16 protein-coding genes are annotated in these 15343 nt (G+C 35.1%); 10 read left to right on the forward strand and 6 right to left on the reverse strand.

Translation table 11 applies throughout. The features are described 5' to 3' along the window. Window positions 1-16: 16 nt before the first annotated feature. Window positions 17-1069, reverse strand: coding sequence for a uroporphyrinogen decarboxylase (gene hemE, locus FG384_RS14550; RefSeq protein ID WP_142643335.1), 1053 nt, complete (start codon window positions 1067-1069; stop codon window positions 17-19). A gap of 450 nt (window positions 1070-1519) precedes the next feature. On the opposite strand from hemE, the gene FG384_RS14555 reads away from it, so the two are divergent. The 3 genes from FG384_RS14555 to FG384_RS14565 all read left to right on the forward strand — a co-directional run bounded on the left by FG384_RS14555 (window position 1520) and on the right by FG384_RS14565 (window position 4354). Further along, on the forward strand, window positions 1520-2011 hold the full coding sequence (locus FG384_RS14555) for an antibiotic biosynthesis monooxygenase family protein (protein ID WP_142643336.1): 492 nt from the start codon (window positions 1520-1522) through the stop codon (window positions 2009-2011). 58 nt (window positions 2012-2069) lie between these two features. Beyond that, window positions 2070-3242 (forward strand): M20 metallopeptidase family protein, encoded by a 1173-nt coding sequence (locus FG384_RS14560; RefSeq protein WP_142643337.1) that lies wholly within the window; start codon window positions 2070-2072, stop codon window positions 3240-3242. 929 nt (window positions 3243-4171) lie between these two features. Beyond that, the gene (locus FG384_RS14565) at window positions 4172-4354 is read left to right on the forward strand and encodes a hypothetical protein (protein ID WP_142643338.1); all 183 of its coding nucleotides are present in this window, start codon (window positions 4172-4174) and stop codon (window positions 4352-4354) included. Between the two features lie 463 nt (window positions 4355-4817). On the opposite strand, the gene FG384_RS14570 is transcribed toward FG384_RS14565, so the two are convergent. Together FG384_RS14570 and FG384_RS14575 are read right to left on the reverse strand one after the other, a co-directional pair. Then, window positions 4818-6014, reverse strand: coding sequence for an ABC transporter permease (locus FG384_RS14570; RefSeq protein ID WP_142643339.1), 1197 nt, complete (start codon window positions 6012-6014; stop codon window positions 4818-4820). Then, complete coding sequence (locus FG384_RS14575; protein ID WP_142643340.1) at window positions 5998-6747, reverse strand: ABC transporter ATP-binding protein; 750 nt, start codon at window positions 6745-6747, stop codon at window positions 5998-6000. The genes FG384_RS14570 and FG384_RS14575 overlap by 17 nt, the downstream gene beginning before the upstream one ends. A gap of 363 nt (window positions 6748-7110) precedes the next feature. Here FG384_RS14575 and FG384_RS14580 point away from each other — a divergent pair, with 363 nt between their 5' ends. The 6 genes from FG384_RS14580 to FG384_RS14605 all read left to right on the forward strand — a co-directional run bounded on the left by FG384_RS14580 (window position 7111) and on the right by FG384_RS14605 (window position 10359). Then, complete coding sequence (locus tag FG384_RS14580; protein ID WP_142643341.1) at window positions 7111-7536, forward strand: HIT family protein; 426 nt, start codon at window positions 7111-7113, stop codon at window positions 7534-7536. Window positions 7537-7656: 120 nt separating this feature from the next. Beyond that, window positions 7657-8181 carry a tryptophan transporter gene (locus FG384_RS14585; RefSeq protein ID WP_142643342.1) on the forward strand — a complete coding sequence of 175 codons (525 nt, stop codon included), beginning with the start codon at window positions 7657-7659 and terminating at the stop codon, window positions 8179-8181. Between the two features lie 191 nt (window positions 8182-8372). Next, window positions 8373-8747, forward strand: a complete 375-nt coding sequence (locus FG384_RS14590; RefSeq protein WP_142643343.1) for a YtxH domain-containing protein — start codon at window positions 8373-8375, stop codon at window positions 8745-8747. A 159-nt stretch (window positions 8748-8906) separates the two neighbouring features. After that, window positions 8907-9440, forward strand: coding sequence for an HTH-type transcriptional regulator Hpr (locus tag FG384_RS14595; protein ID WP_142643344.1), 534 nt, complete (start codon window positions 8907-8909; stop codon window positions 9438-9440). A 118-nt stretch (window positions 9441-9558) separates the two neighbouring features. Beyond that, on the forward strand, window positions 9559-10104 hold the full coding sequence (locus tag FG384_RS14600) for a DUF3267 domain-containing protein (RefSeq protein ID WP_142643345.1): 546 nt from the start codon (window positions 9559-9561) through the stop codon (window positions 10102-10104). 69 nt (window positions 10105-10173) lie between these two features. Continuing rightward, window positions 10174-10359, forward strand: coding sequence for a hypothetical protein (locus tag FG384_RS14605; RefSeq protein ID WP_142643346.1), 186 nt, complete (start codon window positions 10174-10176; stop codon window positions 10357-10359). Window positions 10360-10472: 113 nt separating this feature from the next. Here FG384_RS14605 and FG384_RS14610 read toward each other — a convergent pair whose 3' ends face one another. Beyond that, on the reverse strand, window positions 10473-10565 hold the full coding sequence (locus FG384_RS14610) for a YjcZ family sporulation protein (RefSeq protein ID WP_142643347.1): 93 nt from the start codon (window positions 10563-10565) through the stop codon (window positions 10473-10475). A gap of 137 nt (window positions 10566-10702) precedes the next feature. On the opposite strand from FG384_RS14610, the gene FG384_RS14615 reads away from it, so the two are divergent. Beyond that, the gene (locus FG384_RS14615) at window positions 10703-11632 is read left to right on the forward strand and encodes a peptidylprolyl isomerase (protein ID WP_142643348.1); all 930 of its coding nucleotides are present in this window, start codon (window positions 10703-10705) and stop codon (window positions 11630-11632) included. A 55-nt stretch (window positions 11633-11687) separates the two neighbouring features. On the opposite strand, the gene yhaM is transcribed toward FG384_RS14615, so the two are convergent. Then, complete coding sequence (gene yhaM, locus FG384_RS14620) at window positions 11688-12626, reverse strand: 3'-5' exoribonuclease YhaM (protein ID WP_142643349.1); 939 nt, start codon at window positions 12624-12626, stop codon at window positions 11688-11690. Beyond that, window positions 12623-15343, reverse strand: coding sequence for an ATP-binding protein (locus tag FG384_RS14625; RefSeq protein WP_142643350.1), 2721 nt, complete (start codon window positions 15341-15343; stop codon window positions 12623-12625). Before FG384_RS14625 ends, yhaM begins: the two co-directional genes overlap by 4 nt.

Genomic DNA, 15343 nt, shown 5'->3' on the forward strand with positions numbered 1-15343 from the left:
GTCACCTCTAAAAAGTTTAGTTAGATTTTGCTGCAATAAGTTCTTTACTATATTCATGAATAAAAGTTGTTAAACGTTTTAATGTATCAGGGTTTACTTCTGGGAAAACACCGTGTCCAATATTAAAAATATGTCCCGGTTGAGCAACACCTTGTTCAATAATTACTTTTGCTCGTTTTTCAATTTCTGCCCAATCAGCTATTAAGAAGGATGGATCTAAGTTACCTTGAAGAGGCTTCGTCATTCCTTTTGCACGAGCTTCCTCAATTGATAAACGCCAATCTAACCCTACTACGTCAACAGGTAGATCATGCCATTCCATTGCTAAATGACTCGCTCCAACTCCAAAAGTGATAAGTGGTACACCAGTTTCACGAAGTTCTGAGAAAATACGTGTCATAATAGGTTTAATAAAGATTCGATAATCTTCTACATTTAAAGCTCCTACCCATGAGTCGAAAATTTGAATCGCTTTTGCTCCAGCTTTTACTTGAGCTTTTATATAAACAATAATCATATCCGCAAGCTTGTCCATTAAAGTGAACCATGCTTCTGGTTCAGATACCATAAATGCTTTTGTTTTGTTATAGCTTTTAGATGGGCCGCCTTCAATCATATAACTTGCTAAAGTAAAAGGCGCTCCTGCAAAACCGATTAATGGAACATTTAACTGTTCAGTTGTTAACAATTTAATCGTTTTTAATACAAAAGGCACATCATCTTCTGGAGATAAATCACCAAGATTGTGCACATCTTGTACGGTACGAATTGGATTAGAAATGACTGGACCAACACCAGCTTTTATTTTTACATCTACACCAATACCTGGAAGAGGTGTTACAATATCTTTATACAAAATTGCAGCATCTACGTTGTAATTTTCAACTGGTAGACGTGTAACATATGCACATAGCTCTGGCTCATGCGTAATTTGCTCTAATGAGTACTTTTCTTTTATTTTTCTATATTCCGGTTGAGATCTTCCCGCTTGCCTCATATACCAAACTGGGGTGTGCGTAACTTGTTCTCCTCGTGCAGCACGAAGTAGTGTATCGTTAAAAGTTGTCATTCCATTTTTTCCTACCTTTCTTCTCATATCAAATTTACTTTGGCTTATTTTACTCCTGCGCAAGCTCGTCGTAGAAACAGTTCATCAGCTTTCTCGATGTATTTCTTTATAAAATCTGTGCCATCAGCCAGGGGATTAACCTAATTCAACAGGCAATAGGGCACACTACTAAAATGGATAATTTTTTCTAAATCTTCACACCATTTTTAGAACTGCATGACTGCTACAACTAATGCTTCGCTTTCATATCACCAAACATTTGCTTTATAAGGTTACTTGTTATCTATTCAAATATACGTTTCCACTATAGCCTTTCTCTCCTTTATTGTATATATATATAGTGTAATTGTCATAAATTTGTCCTGTATTTCCAGTCTTTATTTGGACAAAGAGTTTTTAAACATTCATAAATGGGAAAAGTAATAGAAATATTAAATTGGAGGACTTAGTATGAATTTTTATATGACATCTGGAACACCTGAATTTATGGAATCACTAAAAGCAAAATACGCAAAGGAAGACATGTATCATCTTCATGGATTAGGAAACTCCGTATTAATACATGAAACCTCTGGAAAATCCTTTTTTCAAGCTCCAAGAAAATTTGAGGTAATGGAAACTTTAGGTCAATTGTCCGAGAAAGGATATTTCGTTTTACAGCATGTACCCGTCTCGGAGGAAGGTCGTCCCATTTTTGAATATAAGTACACACATTTAACAAGTACTATAGAAAGAGAACCTGGATTCATCGCACTTCGTGTTTTAAAACCGATTAAATCGGACACGTATATTATATTAACTCAGTGGACTGGTTCAAACAGTTTTGATGTATGGCAGAAATCAGTAGCATTTGACTTCGATAAAATTGCAGATAAACAAAAATTGTTTACGAGTGCACCATACATCTCCACCTATAAGTCCATTAAAAACGAGGAAGCCTAATAAAGGCTTCTTTTTTCTGCTATAATGTAAGCAATATATTAAATGGAGGGTTAAGAAAATGAACATGGAATTAGTAGAAAAGCTAGATTGCGCTTTTGAAGATATGGTAGTTATTCGCCGTTACTTACATATGCATCCAGAGGTTTCATTTAAAGAAACGAAAACTGCCCAGTATATTCAAGATTTTTACGCAGATTTAGGTATTCCGTTTCAAGCAAATGTAGGAGGCAATGGAGTTGTAGCAAGAGTGAAAGGTGCTAAACCTGGTAAAACAGTAGCGCTTCGAGCAGACTTTGACGCTCTTCCAATTCAAGATGAAAAAGATGTACCTTATAAATCTACAGTTGATGGTGTAATGCATGCATGTGGACATGACGGACATACAGCTGCATTACTTATTCTTGCACGAACAATGAATCAATTAAAAGAACAGCTAACTGGTGAATATGTATTTGTCCATCAGCATGCAGAGGAGTATGCACCTGGTGGAGCAAAACCGATGATTGAAGCTGGTTGTTTAGATGGAGTAGACGTTATTTTTGGTACTCATCTATGGTCATTAATTCCTTTTGGGACTATTGAGTACAAATCGGGTCCTATTATGGCTGCAGCCGATCGTTTTGAAATTACAGTGCAAGGTAGAGGCGGGCATGGTGCAAATCCCCACCAAGCAAAGGATGCAATTGTTGCAGCTTCTCAACTTGTTGTCAACTTACAGCAACTTGTATCTAGACGAGTAAACCCTACGGAATCTGCTGTACTTTCAGTCGGTTCATTTGTAGCGGAAAATGCATTTAATATTATTGCAGATTCAGCAAAACTTGCTGGTACAGTGCGTACCTTTAATCCAGAAGTTCGTGATTTAATGGAAAATGAGTTAAAACGTGTTATAGAAGGTACTTGTATTGCAAATGATTGTACATATTCATTCAAATATGACCGAGGATACCCACCAGTTATTAATCACAAACTAGAAACTGAATTTCTAGAAAAAGTTGCAAGTGAAGTCCCTGGGGTAGAAAATGTGCAGGAATCTATTCTTCATATGATAGGTGAAGACTTCGGCTATTATTTAGAAGAAATTCCAGGAACATTTTTCTTTACAGGCGCAATGCCTCAAGGAGAGGTTTTCCCACATCATAGCCCGAAATTTGATTTTGATGAACGAGCAATGCTCCTTGCTGCAAAAACACTAGGTTTAGCTGCTATTCAATATCAAAACGAGGAATAAAGAAATCTCAAATCTAATTTGATAGTTTATTAGAATCAACCATAATCTGGATTACTTTAGTTTGGATTATTTCTCTACTACACTATTAATACGAACCGAGGAAGTGACACAGTCATTTCCTCGGTTCTCTTTTTTGGTAATCGTGTAGAGGATGTTGTATCCGTCGCACTCCAGTAATTTTGAGCCTCTACGTTCACTATGCTCATGGGCACTGAAAAAGTCCCTATAATTCGACTTTGCCAGATGAGGTAGTCCAATATTCCAATAAATAAGAAAATCGTTGAAGCGGCTCCCTTTCCGCGGGCGTTGCCTCAGTCTCCTCGCTTCGCTGCGGGGTCTTCGGCTACACTATTCCCGCAGGAGTGTCGCCTTTTTCAACGATTTTCTAGTATTTTCTTAAATAATTGACAGCTTTTCAGTGCTTCAAGCGTAGGGAGGGAACTGAAAAAGTTACTATAATTCTGCTTTACCAGATGGGTGTCCAATATTCCTATAAATATGAAAATCGTTGAAACGGCTCCCTTTCCGGAGGCCACTGAAAAACCAAAATTCAGAAAATAAAGTCACCACTTGAGAAGTATATTTGTATCAAAATTGGCATGACGTCCCCATAAACACCCTAAAAAGTGAAGGAATTATGGGATTTCGTTTTTATTTTTTGAAAAAAAATGACTTTTTCAGTGGCCTCCCTTTCCGCGGGCGTTGCCTTAGCCTCCTCGCTGCGCTGCGGGGTCTTCGGCTAACGCTATTCCCGCAGGAGTGTCGCCTTTTTCAACGATTTTCTAGAAATGAAAAAGTATTTATACTAAAAATCATACTATTTTGCAGTGCCCTCGCTATACACCCTGCAGGCTCTTAAGACTCATGCATTCCCACAGGAGTCTTCACTCCCCGTTCCAAATCAACAAGTTCTATGAAAAATGGGTATAATGACGAAAACAAATCAATCAACGTTAACAGCTGAAAATGCTAACAATGGAGCAGTATATTTAATTTCTTTAATTCCACCTTTTCAAATTTTTCAAAAGGTAACCGATTACAGCTTCCAACTATGTACTAGATGGGCTTGCCGAAAACTAATTAAACGATTGTTATCATTTCTATTTGATTGAGTTTATGATTTCGGCTTCTTGTCACCATTTCACATCAACTCAAGATTAAAATAGAAAGGTAACAATAGTTTGGAGAAGCGTCCGCTCGACTCCTGCGGGAAAAGCGAGGCAGACGAGACCCCGCACGAAGCAAAGCGAAGGAGGAGGCTCGGAGCTCGTCCGCGGAAAGCGAGCGGTTAGCTTCGGAAAATCTAATCAATCCTATATAGAAAACTCATTTTTTCTGTCTATTTCAATTAATAAATGAATGAGTAAAATAGAAAAGTTGCACTTAGCTTTTTATTGGTCTGGAGAAGCGTCCGCTCGACTCCTGCGGGAAAGGCTCGGCGCTCGCCCACGGAAAGCGATCGGTTAGACTATGGAAAACCTAATCAATTCTATATAAAAATAAAAAAGACTGTGACAAACTTGTTTTAGTGTTTGTCTACAGTCTGTAGGCTATGATTTACCGACAGCCCTTTTCTTATTTTTTACTCATTCGAACCGTTAGTTCCGATATAACGTATACTGCAATCGGAACCAGCAACATAAGTAACGAATAATTCCCTTGAATAAGTACTCCTAGTAATACAAATATTGCTTGTACCAATTGAATCATACGAAGCAATTTATTTACAGCTGCCTTTCTAGCATCCGGATTAATAGGGAATAGCAAATCCATTCGGAATTCATGACCAGATAGCAGTGCATGTTTTAGCTGAATAACTGTTGCAAATGCAAGTGCACTGGAGAAAACAATCGCTACTATTGGAAATGGTATGAAAACAGTCCCTAGAACCGATAAAAAAGTTAATCGAACCCATAAATAAAAATAATCGTCTGTTCGAATTAACGTTCGCATTACTAAGTAAAGCTGCGCATTCTTTTGCCCATTTGGAACAATCTTATAAAAACTATTTAACCATTTTCTTCTCTTTATCTTTCCTCGAATATGGGGAACATCTGTAAAATAATTAGCAAATCGGTAAAAACGCATCATGCGAGATTGTTCCACTTCGATGAAATGGTCGAATGGAAATGACATCTCTTTTTTCTTTTTTTGCCAAGCAACAAGATATATCACACAAATAATTACTATCCCCAATGCGACAATAAAGTTTGCATTTAAGATGAAATATAATGCTGAAAACATTAAAAGAAATCTCACAAAACGATCTACCCACACATACTTACCATTTGAAGCACATCGATAATTAAATTCAACAAGCATACTCCAACTTTTAATGATTAAGACAAGTATAAAAAGAACAAAAACCTCATTTTTCGATACCCCACCTACTTTTGTAAGCAGTGGTATGGAGACAATAAATGAAGCGATAGCAATAAAGACACTAGAAAAATATGTCCATCTCAAAGCTAGTTTTAAATAATCATTTAACTTTGTTTCCAAAGGTAGAAAATAAACACTATCAGCTTGTTTCATTAGTGTCACGGGAGGACTAATCATGAATACCAGGCTTAAGATGAAAGCAACAAGTAAAAAAGCTGGAAAATTTGTAGGTGCTGTTTTTAGCCATTCACTATAAGCATACCCCGCTGCTCCTATTACAAAAACAAGCACAATTGCAATATGACCAGAAAAGATATACTTTAAGTATTTTTGCAACTCATTTATATAAAATACGAATCGTTTATTCCATACATCACGCAAGTTGTTCATCTTGTTGTTCCTTTGTCATTTCGATATATAGGTCATCTAACGTTGCATGTGGCATTTTAAAAACAGCTCGCAAATCATCCATCGTTCCTTGTGCTCTAATTTTCCCGTTGTGTAAAAGTAGAATTCGATCACAATATCTTTCTGCAGTAGATAATATATGTGTAGACATTAGAACAGATGCCCCATCTTCTTTTCTAGCTTGCATTTGATCGAGCAGTGACTGTATTCCAAGTGGATCTAAACCTACAAATGGTTCATCGATAATATATAAAGAAGGGCTTACTAAAAAGGCACACATAATCATAACTTTTTGGCGCATTCCTTTTGAAAAATGCGTTGGGAACCAGTTTAGCCTCTTCTCCATTCTAAACTCTTTTAATAGAGAGTCTTTTCTCGCTTCAAATACAGATTGGTCTAAGTTATATGCCATTGCAGTCAACTGCAGATGCTCATTTAACGTCAATTCATCATATAAAACAGGAGTTTCTGGAATATATGAAAAAGAAGATCTATATAATGCTGGGTCCTCTATCATCGTTTTTCCATTTAACCGAATGTCTCCCTCTGCTGCGTTCATCGTCCCAATAATATGTTTAATTGTTGTACTTTTCCCTGCTCCATTCAATCCAATTAATCCAACTAACTCTCCTTTACCTATTGAAAAATTTAGATTGTGTAATACAGGCTTTCTCGTATATCCACCTGTCACATTATTTACTTCTAATACTGTCATTTTTGCACCTCATCTCTACTAAATAGTTTACCAAAGCTAAAACGAAAAATCATTTCTAATTAGAAATGCGCAAGCGCCTATGTCTGCCCCGACAGGCAAATGGGGAAAAGCGAGGAGGCAGCTCCTCAGCCACCACAGCTTTTTCACATTTGACCCCGAGGGGCAAGGCGCTGGAGCTGGATCGATACTGTTACAAAAACCACCTTGAAAAATTGCTTGTCCTTCTTCTAAACTAGATTCTGCACATAAACTAGAAGATGTTACGATACATCTATCTTTCCTAAAACTAAATTACATAATTTTTTCAACAGTCTGTTTCATTATATGGTAAACTCATCGTAACAATGAATAGGAGGTTTTTACATGAGTGAATGTATTTTTTGTAAAATAATTGACGGTTCCATTCCTAGTGCAAAAATTTATGAGGACGAGCATGTATATGCATTTATGGATATAATGCCACTGACAAAAGGACACGCCCTTGTTATTCCTAAAAACCATAAAGAAAATGTCTATGATTTATCTGAAGAAGAAGCAAGTAATTTGTTTAAAGTTGTCCCAAAAATCGCGACAGTGTTAAAAGAAACATTCGGTCCTGTTGGCATGAATCTACTAAATAATAATGGGGCACCTGCTGGACAAAGTGTTTTCCATTTTCACTTACATTTTATCCCACGCTACGATCAAACAGATGGTTTCCGTGCTACATGGAATACAAAAGAAAAAACATATACACCTGAAATTATTCAAGATTTGGCAAAAGAATTATTCGAGAAGTTAAAGAACTAGTTATTGCAATCAAAGTAAAAAAGCCTTACAATCATAGGTAAGTTTCTTGCTAACGATCAAGAGGATACGTTAGAGGAAGCTTACAAATTAGAGCTTAGAAAAGCTGAGGAGAGATGAGAATTGAATACAAAAAATTTAGTATTAATGGCCCTATTGATAGCGGTCGGTGCAGTTCTGTATATTATTATCCCCGGATTTAATGGTGGGATGAAGCCAGATTTCATGTTAACGATGATGTTTATTGGCATTCTATTGTTCCCTGAAGTAAAAAGTGTATTTTTACTTGGTATTTCAACAGGAATTATTTCTGGTTTGTTTTCTACATTTCCAGGAGGATTTGTTCCGAATGTCATTGATAAAACCGTAACTGCATTTGTTTTCTTGGGATTAGTCCTTTTACTTGGTAAATACGCTAAAAAAATTCCTGCTGCAATTGTTCTTACATGTGTAGGAACGCTAGTATCTGGAACTATATTTTTATCTAGTGCTATTTTCGTATTTGATGCAGATGCACTATTTAAAGAATTATTTGTTTTAGTCGTACTTCCTGCAATCGTCATCAATGCAGTTGCATTCTTTGTTATCTATCCGATTGTCGGAAAACTAATTAAACGGTCAAAATTCGAAACAGCAATATCAGTTTAAAATATTCGCTTTCCTTTTTAAGGAAAGCTTTTTTTATTGCTTTTCAATCGATATATCTATTTTACCGATTTCGTTCTATCCAACTAGCTCTAGTATTTCGTAAGAATCACCAATCTCTTTTCTTGCTTACAATATTATGTTTTAATTATGTCAAGGAAAGGAATAATATTTATAAGCAAAGGGGGAGTCAAATGAAAACAACACATTTTATATTAGGGATTCTAACTGGTGCAGTTGTTGGAGCATCTACCGTCCTTCTTTCCACTCCACAATCCGGTGGCGAGTTTCGTTCTACTTTGAAATCTACTTCACTTGATGTTCGTGACAAAGTATCAGATGTGAAGCAGCAGCTTCAACAACTTAAAAACTCGATTACACTATTAGGTAAAGAATCTAAAGAAGTGATTCCTCAAACTATTGATGAACTAAAATCGAGCGTTGCCCAATGGCAAAATGAAACTGCTCCAATTCAAGAGCAGCTTCAAGCAGAAATCACTTCGATTCAACAAGCAGTGGAAGAATTAGAGCGAACGCTTCCAAAACCCCAAAAAACATTTACAGAATAAAAAAAGAGGTATGCATTTAGTCACTAATGATGATTAAACGCATTACCTCTTTTTCTATCACTTATTATTTTATTCATAATATTTATTTATTTTGTTTCAACTTACTTACTTTCTTGCTATAATATTCGAAAGAAAATAATCGGGAGAGTAGTGATTGAAATGACAGGACAGGATTATACGATGAAAGAAGCAATGCTCTATAGTCAGCGTATTGCACAACTTTCAAAAGCACTATGGAAAGCAGTTGAAAAAGATTGGCAAGCATGGATAAAACCTTATGATTTGAATATTAATGAACATCATATTTTATGGATATCTTATCATTTAGAAGGTGCTACTATTTCGGATGTAGCTAAGTTTGGAGTTATGCATGTTTCCACAGCATTTAATTTTTCGAAGAAATTAGAGGAGCGCGGACTACTCGCTTTTTCTAAAAGAGATACCGATAAGCGCAATACATATGTAGATGTGACGCCAGAAGGAAAAACATTACTTGAAGAAATGTATGAAAACTATCATGATACGCCTCACTCCGTTATAGATGGTTCGTTACCAATGAAGGATCTGTACGGGAAGTTTCCAGAATTTTTAGATGTTATGGCGGTAATACGAAATATTTACGGAGATGACTTTATGGAAATTTTTGAGCGCTCTATTAAAAATATTGATAATACCTTTAAACAAACTGAGTAACACCAACCGTTGTAAGCGCTCTAAAATTTTTAATAATTTTTGTATTGCTTTTTACAAGTAAACATCGTATTGTATGTATCTGAAAGATATCCATCAATATTTAGGAGATGCATACAATTTGCACTGTTGGAAAACAATTAATGTGAAAAAACAATATGGTTTGGACCGACTATTTCTACTGTCTTCTCTTCTAGTAATAACCGTTTTTTCTTTCGCATATGTTCTGTTAGGAATTATAAACGATACATCTAAATCAGATGATTACTTTTGGATATTTGTGCTTGCTTTTTTTAGCATTTATCCAACTCATAAATTATTTCACTATATTCCACTATTTCGTTTCAGAGATAAAGTGAGATTTTCTATAAAAAAACAATTTGGCTTTTTGCCGATAGTTTCTATTCGTATTTTTGAGCCTATTAATAAAAATATATTCGTTTTTTCGTTATTAGCACCATTTATTTTTATCAATTTAGCTCTTCTTACTGCAGCATTACTTTTACCTATATTCGCACATTACTTTACAATTTTGTTAGCTTATCATTGTGGTATGTGTTTGATCGATTTAATATATGTGAAAAATTTACTTAAATCACCGAAGAAGGCACTTATCGAAGAAACAGATGCAGGTTATGAAATATTAATAGCTACCGTCCATACTTAACAATAACTACTACTTGTAAACTATGTTCCTTCTTTGATATGCTTACTAGTATATGAAGGGAGTCTAGACATGATTATATTTACGTTAGTTCTATTCTCAGCATTTTATTTGCTACAAATTAATCGAATGACATATGCACTAATAATGTCGAGAGAAATTCCTGAAGAAAAACATACGAAGATCTTCCGTACGATTAACATACTAATCACGATTCTTCTTGTTTCCTTCTACGTGGAATTAGTTTATACAGTTTAAGGATAAAAAAAAGTTGACCCAATCATTTAATGATGCTGGGTCATTTCTTTTGATATAATAGGAATGAAAAGAGGAACCAAGATCGTCTTACACGATCTTAGTCCATCCCTTCTTTAGTAAAGAAACGCTGCTCCCACAATGATTAACAAAATAAACAGTACAACAATCAGTGCAAATCCGGAGCTGGAATTAGAATGTCCACTCATTTTAAACACCTCCCATTCCATGTATCCTATGCGATACTTCAAATATTCGGTAGGCAAATGATAGGGAACCATTTTCGTTTTTATTTCGTTTATGTTATAGTAACAACTGCAGCATGAAGAAGTTAGGAGAGAATTTCATGAAAAAAACAGTATTGTCATTAACACTTGCAGCATCTGTTCTTGCACTAGGAGCATGTAGCAATGATTCTGCAAACAGCAGTGAAGTAATTGCCACATCAAAGGTTGGAAATGTCACACAAAGCGAATTATATGAAGAAATGAAATCATCAATTGGCGATCAAGCATTTCAACTTCTAATGATCGAAAAAGTACTATCATCTAAGTATAAAGTTACGGAAGATGAAGTAAATGACCAGTTAAAAGCGGACAAGGAGCAATTTGGTGAAAACTTTGAAGCGATAATTGGACAACAAGGCTATACAGAAGAATCTTATAAAAAATATTTAGAACTTAATTTATTGCAAGAAAAAGCTTTAACTGAAGATGTAAAAGTAACTGAAGAAGAAGTTAAAGCAGAATATGAAAATATTAAAAATGAAATAAATGCTCGTCACGTTCTAGTAGCAGATGAAGAAACAGCGAAAAAAGTAAAAGCTGAACTTGAATCTGGTAAAGACTTTGCAGAAGTTGCAAAAGAATATTCTACAGAACCTGCTGCGCAAAATACTGGTGGAGAACTAGGTTGGTTTGGAAAAGGACAAATGGTAGCGGAATTTGAAGATGCTGCATTCAAATTAGAGAAAAACGTTATTAGTGATCCAGTTAAAACACAACATGGTTTCCATGTAATCGAAGTAACTGATAAACGTACGATCAAAGAATCATATGAAGATAAAAAGGCAGAACTTGAGAAAAAATTAAAACTTGAGAAAGCTGACACTTCTACATTATTACCAAAAGTAGCAAAAATGATGAAAGATGCAGACATTAAAATCAAAGACAAAGACTTAGAGACTGCACTTGATGAATTTTTAGCTGCTGCTGATGCTCCAAAAGAAGAAACAAATGCAACGGAAGAATCAGATACAACTAAGAGCGAGAAATAATATCTAACTATAAAAGAAGCGTAAAAGCCCTCTAATGAGCTTTTACGCTTTTTTGTTATTCAAATGTCGGCTTATAGAAAGAACGATTTTCAAGTGGAAATAAACGCTCCGTAAATTCACCTGGATTTGTTTTATCTAACGCACGATTCAGCATATTCATTTTCGCATCAATGTTATCAATATAATGCAAGATTTCCGCTTCTCGAACCATTGGACGCTTCGGACTTCCCCACTCTTCTTTTCCATGATGAGAAAGTACCATATGTTGAAGAAGCATTACCTCTTCACCTTCAATTTGTAACTCTTCTGCCGCTTTGGAAATTTCATTTACCATAATCGTAATATGACCAAGCAAGTTCCCTTCAATCGTATAGGTTGTTGCAACAGGTCCAGAAAGTTCTAATACTTTTCCTATGTCATGCAAAATAATCCCTGCATACAGAAGGTCTTTATTTAGTGTTGGATACAACACACATAATGCTTTCCCTAGTTTTAACATCGAAACAACATGATCAATTAATCCTGAAGCATAATCATGATGATTTTTCGTTGCAGCTGGGAAAGTCATAAACGCTGGTTGATGTTTTTTCAATAAGTGTCGAGTAATTCGTTGTATTAATGGATTTTTCATTTCAAAGAAATATTGTAATAATTCTTCCAACAGTTCTTCTTTCGACTTCTCAGCAGATGGTACAAGATCATTAACCGTTATGGATTCATCCGATTTAGCTGGTCGAATACTTTTCACGCGAAGCTGAAATTTCCCTCGATAGTCTTGGATTTCCCCACCTACCCGAACAATTTGACTTGCAGCAAATAATTTTTCATGCTCTTCGTTCGTATCCCATAGCTTTGCTTCGATGTCACCACTTTTATCTTGCAAAACAAGAGACATAAAAGGCTTTCCAACCGTAGTTACGCCTTTCGTTGATTGTTTTATTAGTAAGAAATGATCTACTGGATCCCCTACTCGTAGTTGTGTAATACCTTTCATTTTACAATCCCTCCACTTCCGGCTAATAAAGTCGCTACTTGTACGATATGAGCTTCCTTCCAGACATACCGCATATTTTCATGACATGTAAAATACAGTAGTTGATAATCATTTTGTATATCTGACATTAATTGTACCACTTGTTGTACTCGGAAACGATCGAAATGTACAAATGGATCATCCATAATTATTGGAAAAGGAGCTTCGTTTTTCAATGATATAGCAAGTGACATCCGAAGTGAAATGTAGGCTTGCTCTTTTGTTGCTTGACTAAGTTCAGCAATCCGAAAACGCTGACCATTTGATTTGATTGCTTCAAAGGTTCCATCCGGTGTGAGCACAAGATGTTCATATGAACTACCCGTAAGCATTTTAAAATAATTTTGAGCTAATTCTAATACTTCTGGCAGACGTTCTTCCTTTAACTGCATCATCATTTGTTTAATAGCTTCTACTACCGCTTTATAAGAAGACCATTTCTTTACGTATTCATGAAGTTCTGCTTTTTTCTGTTCAAGCTTTTGCAAAATCTCACTATGTTGCTCTTCATTTAATAGTTTATTTGTTTTGTATTGTAAAGATGCTTTTTCTTCAACTAATTCATTTCTTCGAGTTTGAAGTATTTGTAGTTTATCATTGCTTTCTTTTTCAAAAGAATCATCAAATTCATCTAATCCAATATCTATACTTCCTAGCTGCATCTGAATATGGTGTAATTCTTTTTCAAATGATACTCTTTGTTCAAACAAAGTATGCGCTAAATAATAATCATTTGCAGATTTCACTTCTGCCTCATAGAATAGCTCTTGAATACTTTGTTCGTACGCTTCAAGCAAGGTTGTATTTTCTTTTTGCTTAATAGTAATCTCCTTTATCTTACTATTAATGGATTCATGCTCCTCTACCTTTTTCTTTTCAGACAAATAATGCTCTCGAAGCTGATGGAATAACATATCTTCTATTAAGGATAGATTCGCTACTCTTTTGGCTTGTTGTATTAATTCTTGCATTCTCTCTCTTACTTCATATAAAGTAATTTCCATTTGATCTAGTTGTATTTGTAGCTCTTGTATAATTCGAAGTCTATTAAATAGTTCTTTTAATAAGTTCGATGAGAGCTTACTACTTAAATGGTAGTTCTCCAAAAAAATTTGCACATCTTGATGATTCTTTTGCTTTTCACTTTCCAATACATGTATTGTATTCTCTAACTGCCCAACTTGCTCTTTTAAGGATAGTTCTTCTTTCTTCAAAATACTTTCATACATTTTTACGTCAGTTGATTGCTTCATCGTTTTTGGTATAAAATAAAACGCTGCAAACACAAAAAAGCTTATAATTACAGCTATTAGCGTAAACATCCAATTCGACAGTAGAAAACCTAGGAGGACTCCCATTAATATAATGGCACTACTATACACTATTGAAAATCCATTAGTTTTGTTATTTTCCAAGGAAGTAGCTTTATTACTGTGCTTCCACTCTTGAATACGGGCTTGTTGCTTTCGAAGATCTTCAGATTTGACTTGAAGGAATCGATTCTCTTGTTTCAATTCAACTTCAAGTTGTTCATGTTTTTTTAATAACGATACGAGCTTTTCTTCTTGTTGAATGGATACGTCTGCCTTTACGATATCCGTTAAGTTCTTTTCCCAGTCTATTCCTACTAATGCTAACTGTTGCATTTGGTTTTGCAATGTCCTATTGTGTTCTTCTTCTATTTGAATCCGTTTAGCTTTCAACTGATGCCATTCTGTTTCATATGCTAGAAAAGATTGTAATGACTCTAATTGATTTACCGTCATTATTTCGTTGTTCTTCTTTAAATCCTTAAGATTTTCACTTAATTGTTCTATTGCAATTTTTACATTCACTTCTTTTTCTCTTAGGATTTCATAACGTCGAATTCCATCTATAGGGAAGTTTTGGTGCTTTACTTTTTCTAGTGCATTTACTAGTTCTATTTGTTTTTCTTTAATTGGCTTTAATTGCTTCCATTGTATAAATCGTTTTAACTCCGTTGTTACTGTTTTTTCTAGTTCGCTACACTCTACTATTTGCTGTTCAATTTCTTTTAAACGTTTAATAGAAGGTTCGTATTTATCTACTTCCTCTAGATGCAATTTCCATTCTGCTTCTATCGATCTTATTTCCTCTATTTTTTGATTGATAACCGGTTTTTTTCCACTTGGCTTAAACAGTTCTCCCATTTCTTTAACAAACTGCGCTTCTAAAATCGATAAAGTATCCATGCCGGTCGTTCCAGAAGAAAGTAAAGTTCGAGTTAACTCTTCCTCCGTCATTTTTTCAAACCCTTGTAATTGAAGCATTGAAAATGAAAATATCGCTTCGAAATCTGAACGATTATAGGAATGTAGCAAGCTAGTTAGTTCTTTTTCTCCACCTCGTGTTCCATTTTCAAAGTAAAGAGTAACATCCCCACTCGCTTTCCCTTTTACACGTTCTATTACAACTCGACCTTGTTGTTCATCCAATAATTGAATCTTACCTCCGTAGGTAGCTCCACTTTTTGGTTCGTATCTTAATACTTGTGCATTTTTTTGTGGGAACCCAAAAAGTATATGCAATATAAATTGCTGAATTGTAGATTTCCCTGCTTCATTTTCACCATAAAAGATGTTCATTCCTGCATTTAAATCTATTTGTACATTCTCATGTTTTCCAAAGCCGTAAATATGGAGTTTTTCTATTTTCAT

This window comes from Psychrobacillus vulpis (assembly GCF_006861825.1).
In the GTDB taxonomy this organism is placed as follows: Bacteria; Bacillota; Bacilli; order Bacillales_A; family Planococcaceae; genus Psychrobacillus; species Psychrobacillus vulpis.

What these genes read in the sequence shown, in the direction of transcription:
- hemE (WP_142643335.1), bottom strand. Translation starts at nt 1,069, where the DNA reads ATGACAACTTTTAACGATACACTACTTCGTGCTGCACGAGGAGAACAA.
- FG384_RS14555 (WP_142643336.1), top strand. Translation starts at nt 1,520, where the DNA reads ATGAATTTTTATATGACATCTGGAACACCTGAATTTATGGAATCACTA.
- FG384_RS14560 (WP_142643337.1), top strand. Translation starts at nt 2,070, where the DNA reads ATGAACATGGAATTAGTAGAAAAGCTAGATTGCGCTTTTGAAGATATG.
- FG384_RS14565 (WP_142643338.1), top strand. Translation starts at nt 4,172, where the DNA reads ATGACGAAAACAAATCAATCAACGTTAACAGCTGAAAATGCTAACAAT.
- FG384_RS14570 (WP_142643339.1), bottom strand. Translation starts at nt 6,014, where the DNA reads ATGAACAACTTGCGTGATGTATGGAATAAACGATTCGTATTTTATATA.
- FG384_RS14575 (WP_142643340.1), bottom strand. Translation starts at nt 6,747, where the DNA reads ATGACAGTATTAGAAGTAAATAATGTGACAGGTGGATATACGAGAAAG.
- FG384_RS14580 (WP_142643341.1), top strand. Translation starts at nt 7,111, where the DNA reads ATGAGTGAATGTATTTTTTGTAAAATAATTGACGGTTCCATTCCTAGT.
- FG384_RS14590 (WP_142643343.1), top strand. Translation starts at nt 8,373, where the DNA reads ATGAAAACAACACATTTTATATTAGGGATTCTAACTGGTGCAGTTGTT.
- FG384_RS14595 (WP_142643344.1), top strand. Translation starts at nt 8,907, where the DNA reads ATGACAGGACAGGATTATACGATGAAAGAAGCAATGCTCTATAGTCAG.
- FG384_RS14605 (WP_142643346.1), top strand. Translation starts at nt 10,174, where the DNA reads ATGATTATATTTACGTTAGTTCTATTCTCAGCATTTTATTTGCTACAA.
- FG384_RS14610 (WP_142643347.1), bottom strand. Translation starts at nt 10,565, where the DNA reads ATGAGTGGACATTCTAATTCCAGCTCCGGATTTGCACTGATTGTTGTA.
- FG384_RS14615 (WP_142643348.1), top strand. Translation starts at nt 10,703, where the DNA reads ATGAAAAAAACAGTATTGTCATTAACACTTGCAGCATCTGTTCTTGCA.
- yhaM (WP_142643349.1), bottom strand. Translation starts at nt 12,626, where the DNA reads ATGAAAGGTATTACACAACTACGAGTAGGGGATCCAGTAGATCATTTC.
- FG384_RS14625 (WP_142643350.1), bottom strand. Translation starts at nt 15,343, where the DNA reads ATGAAAATAGAAAAACTCCATATTTACGGCTTTGGAAAACATGAGAAT.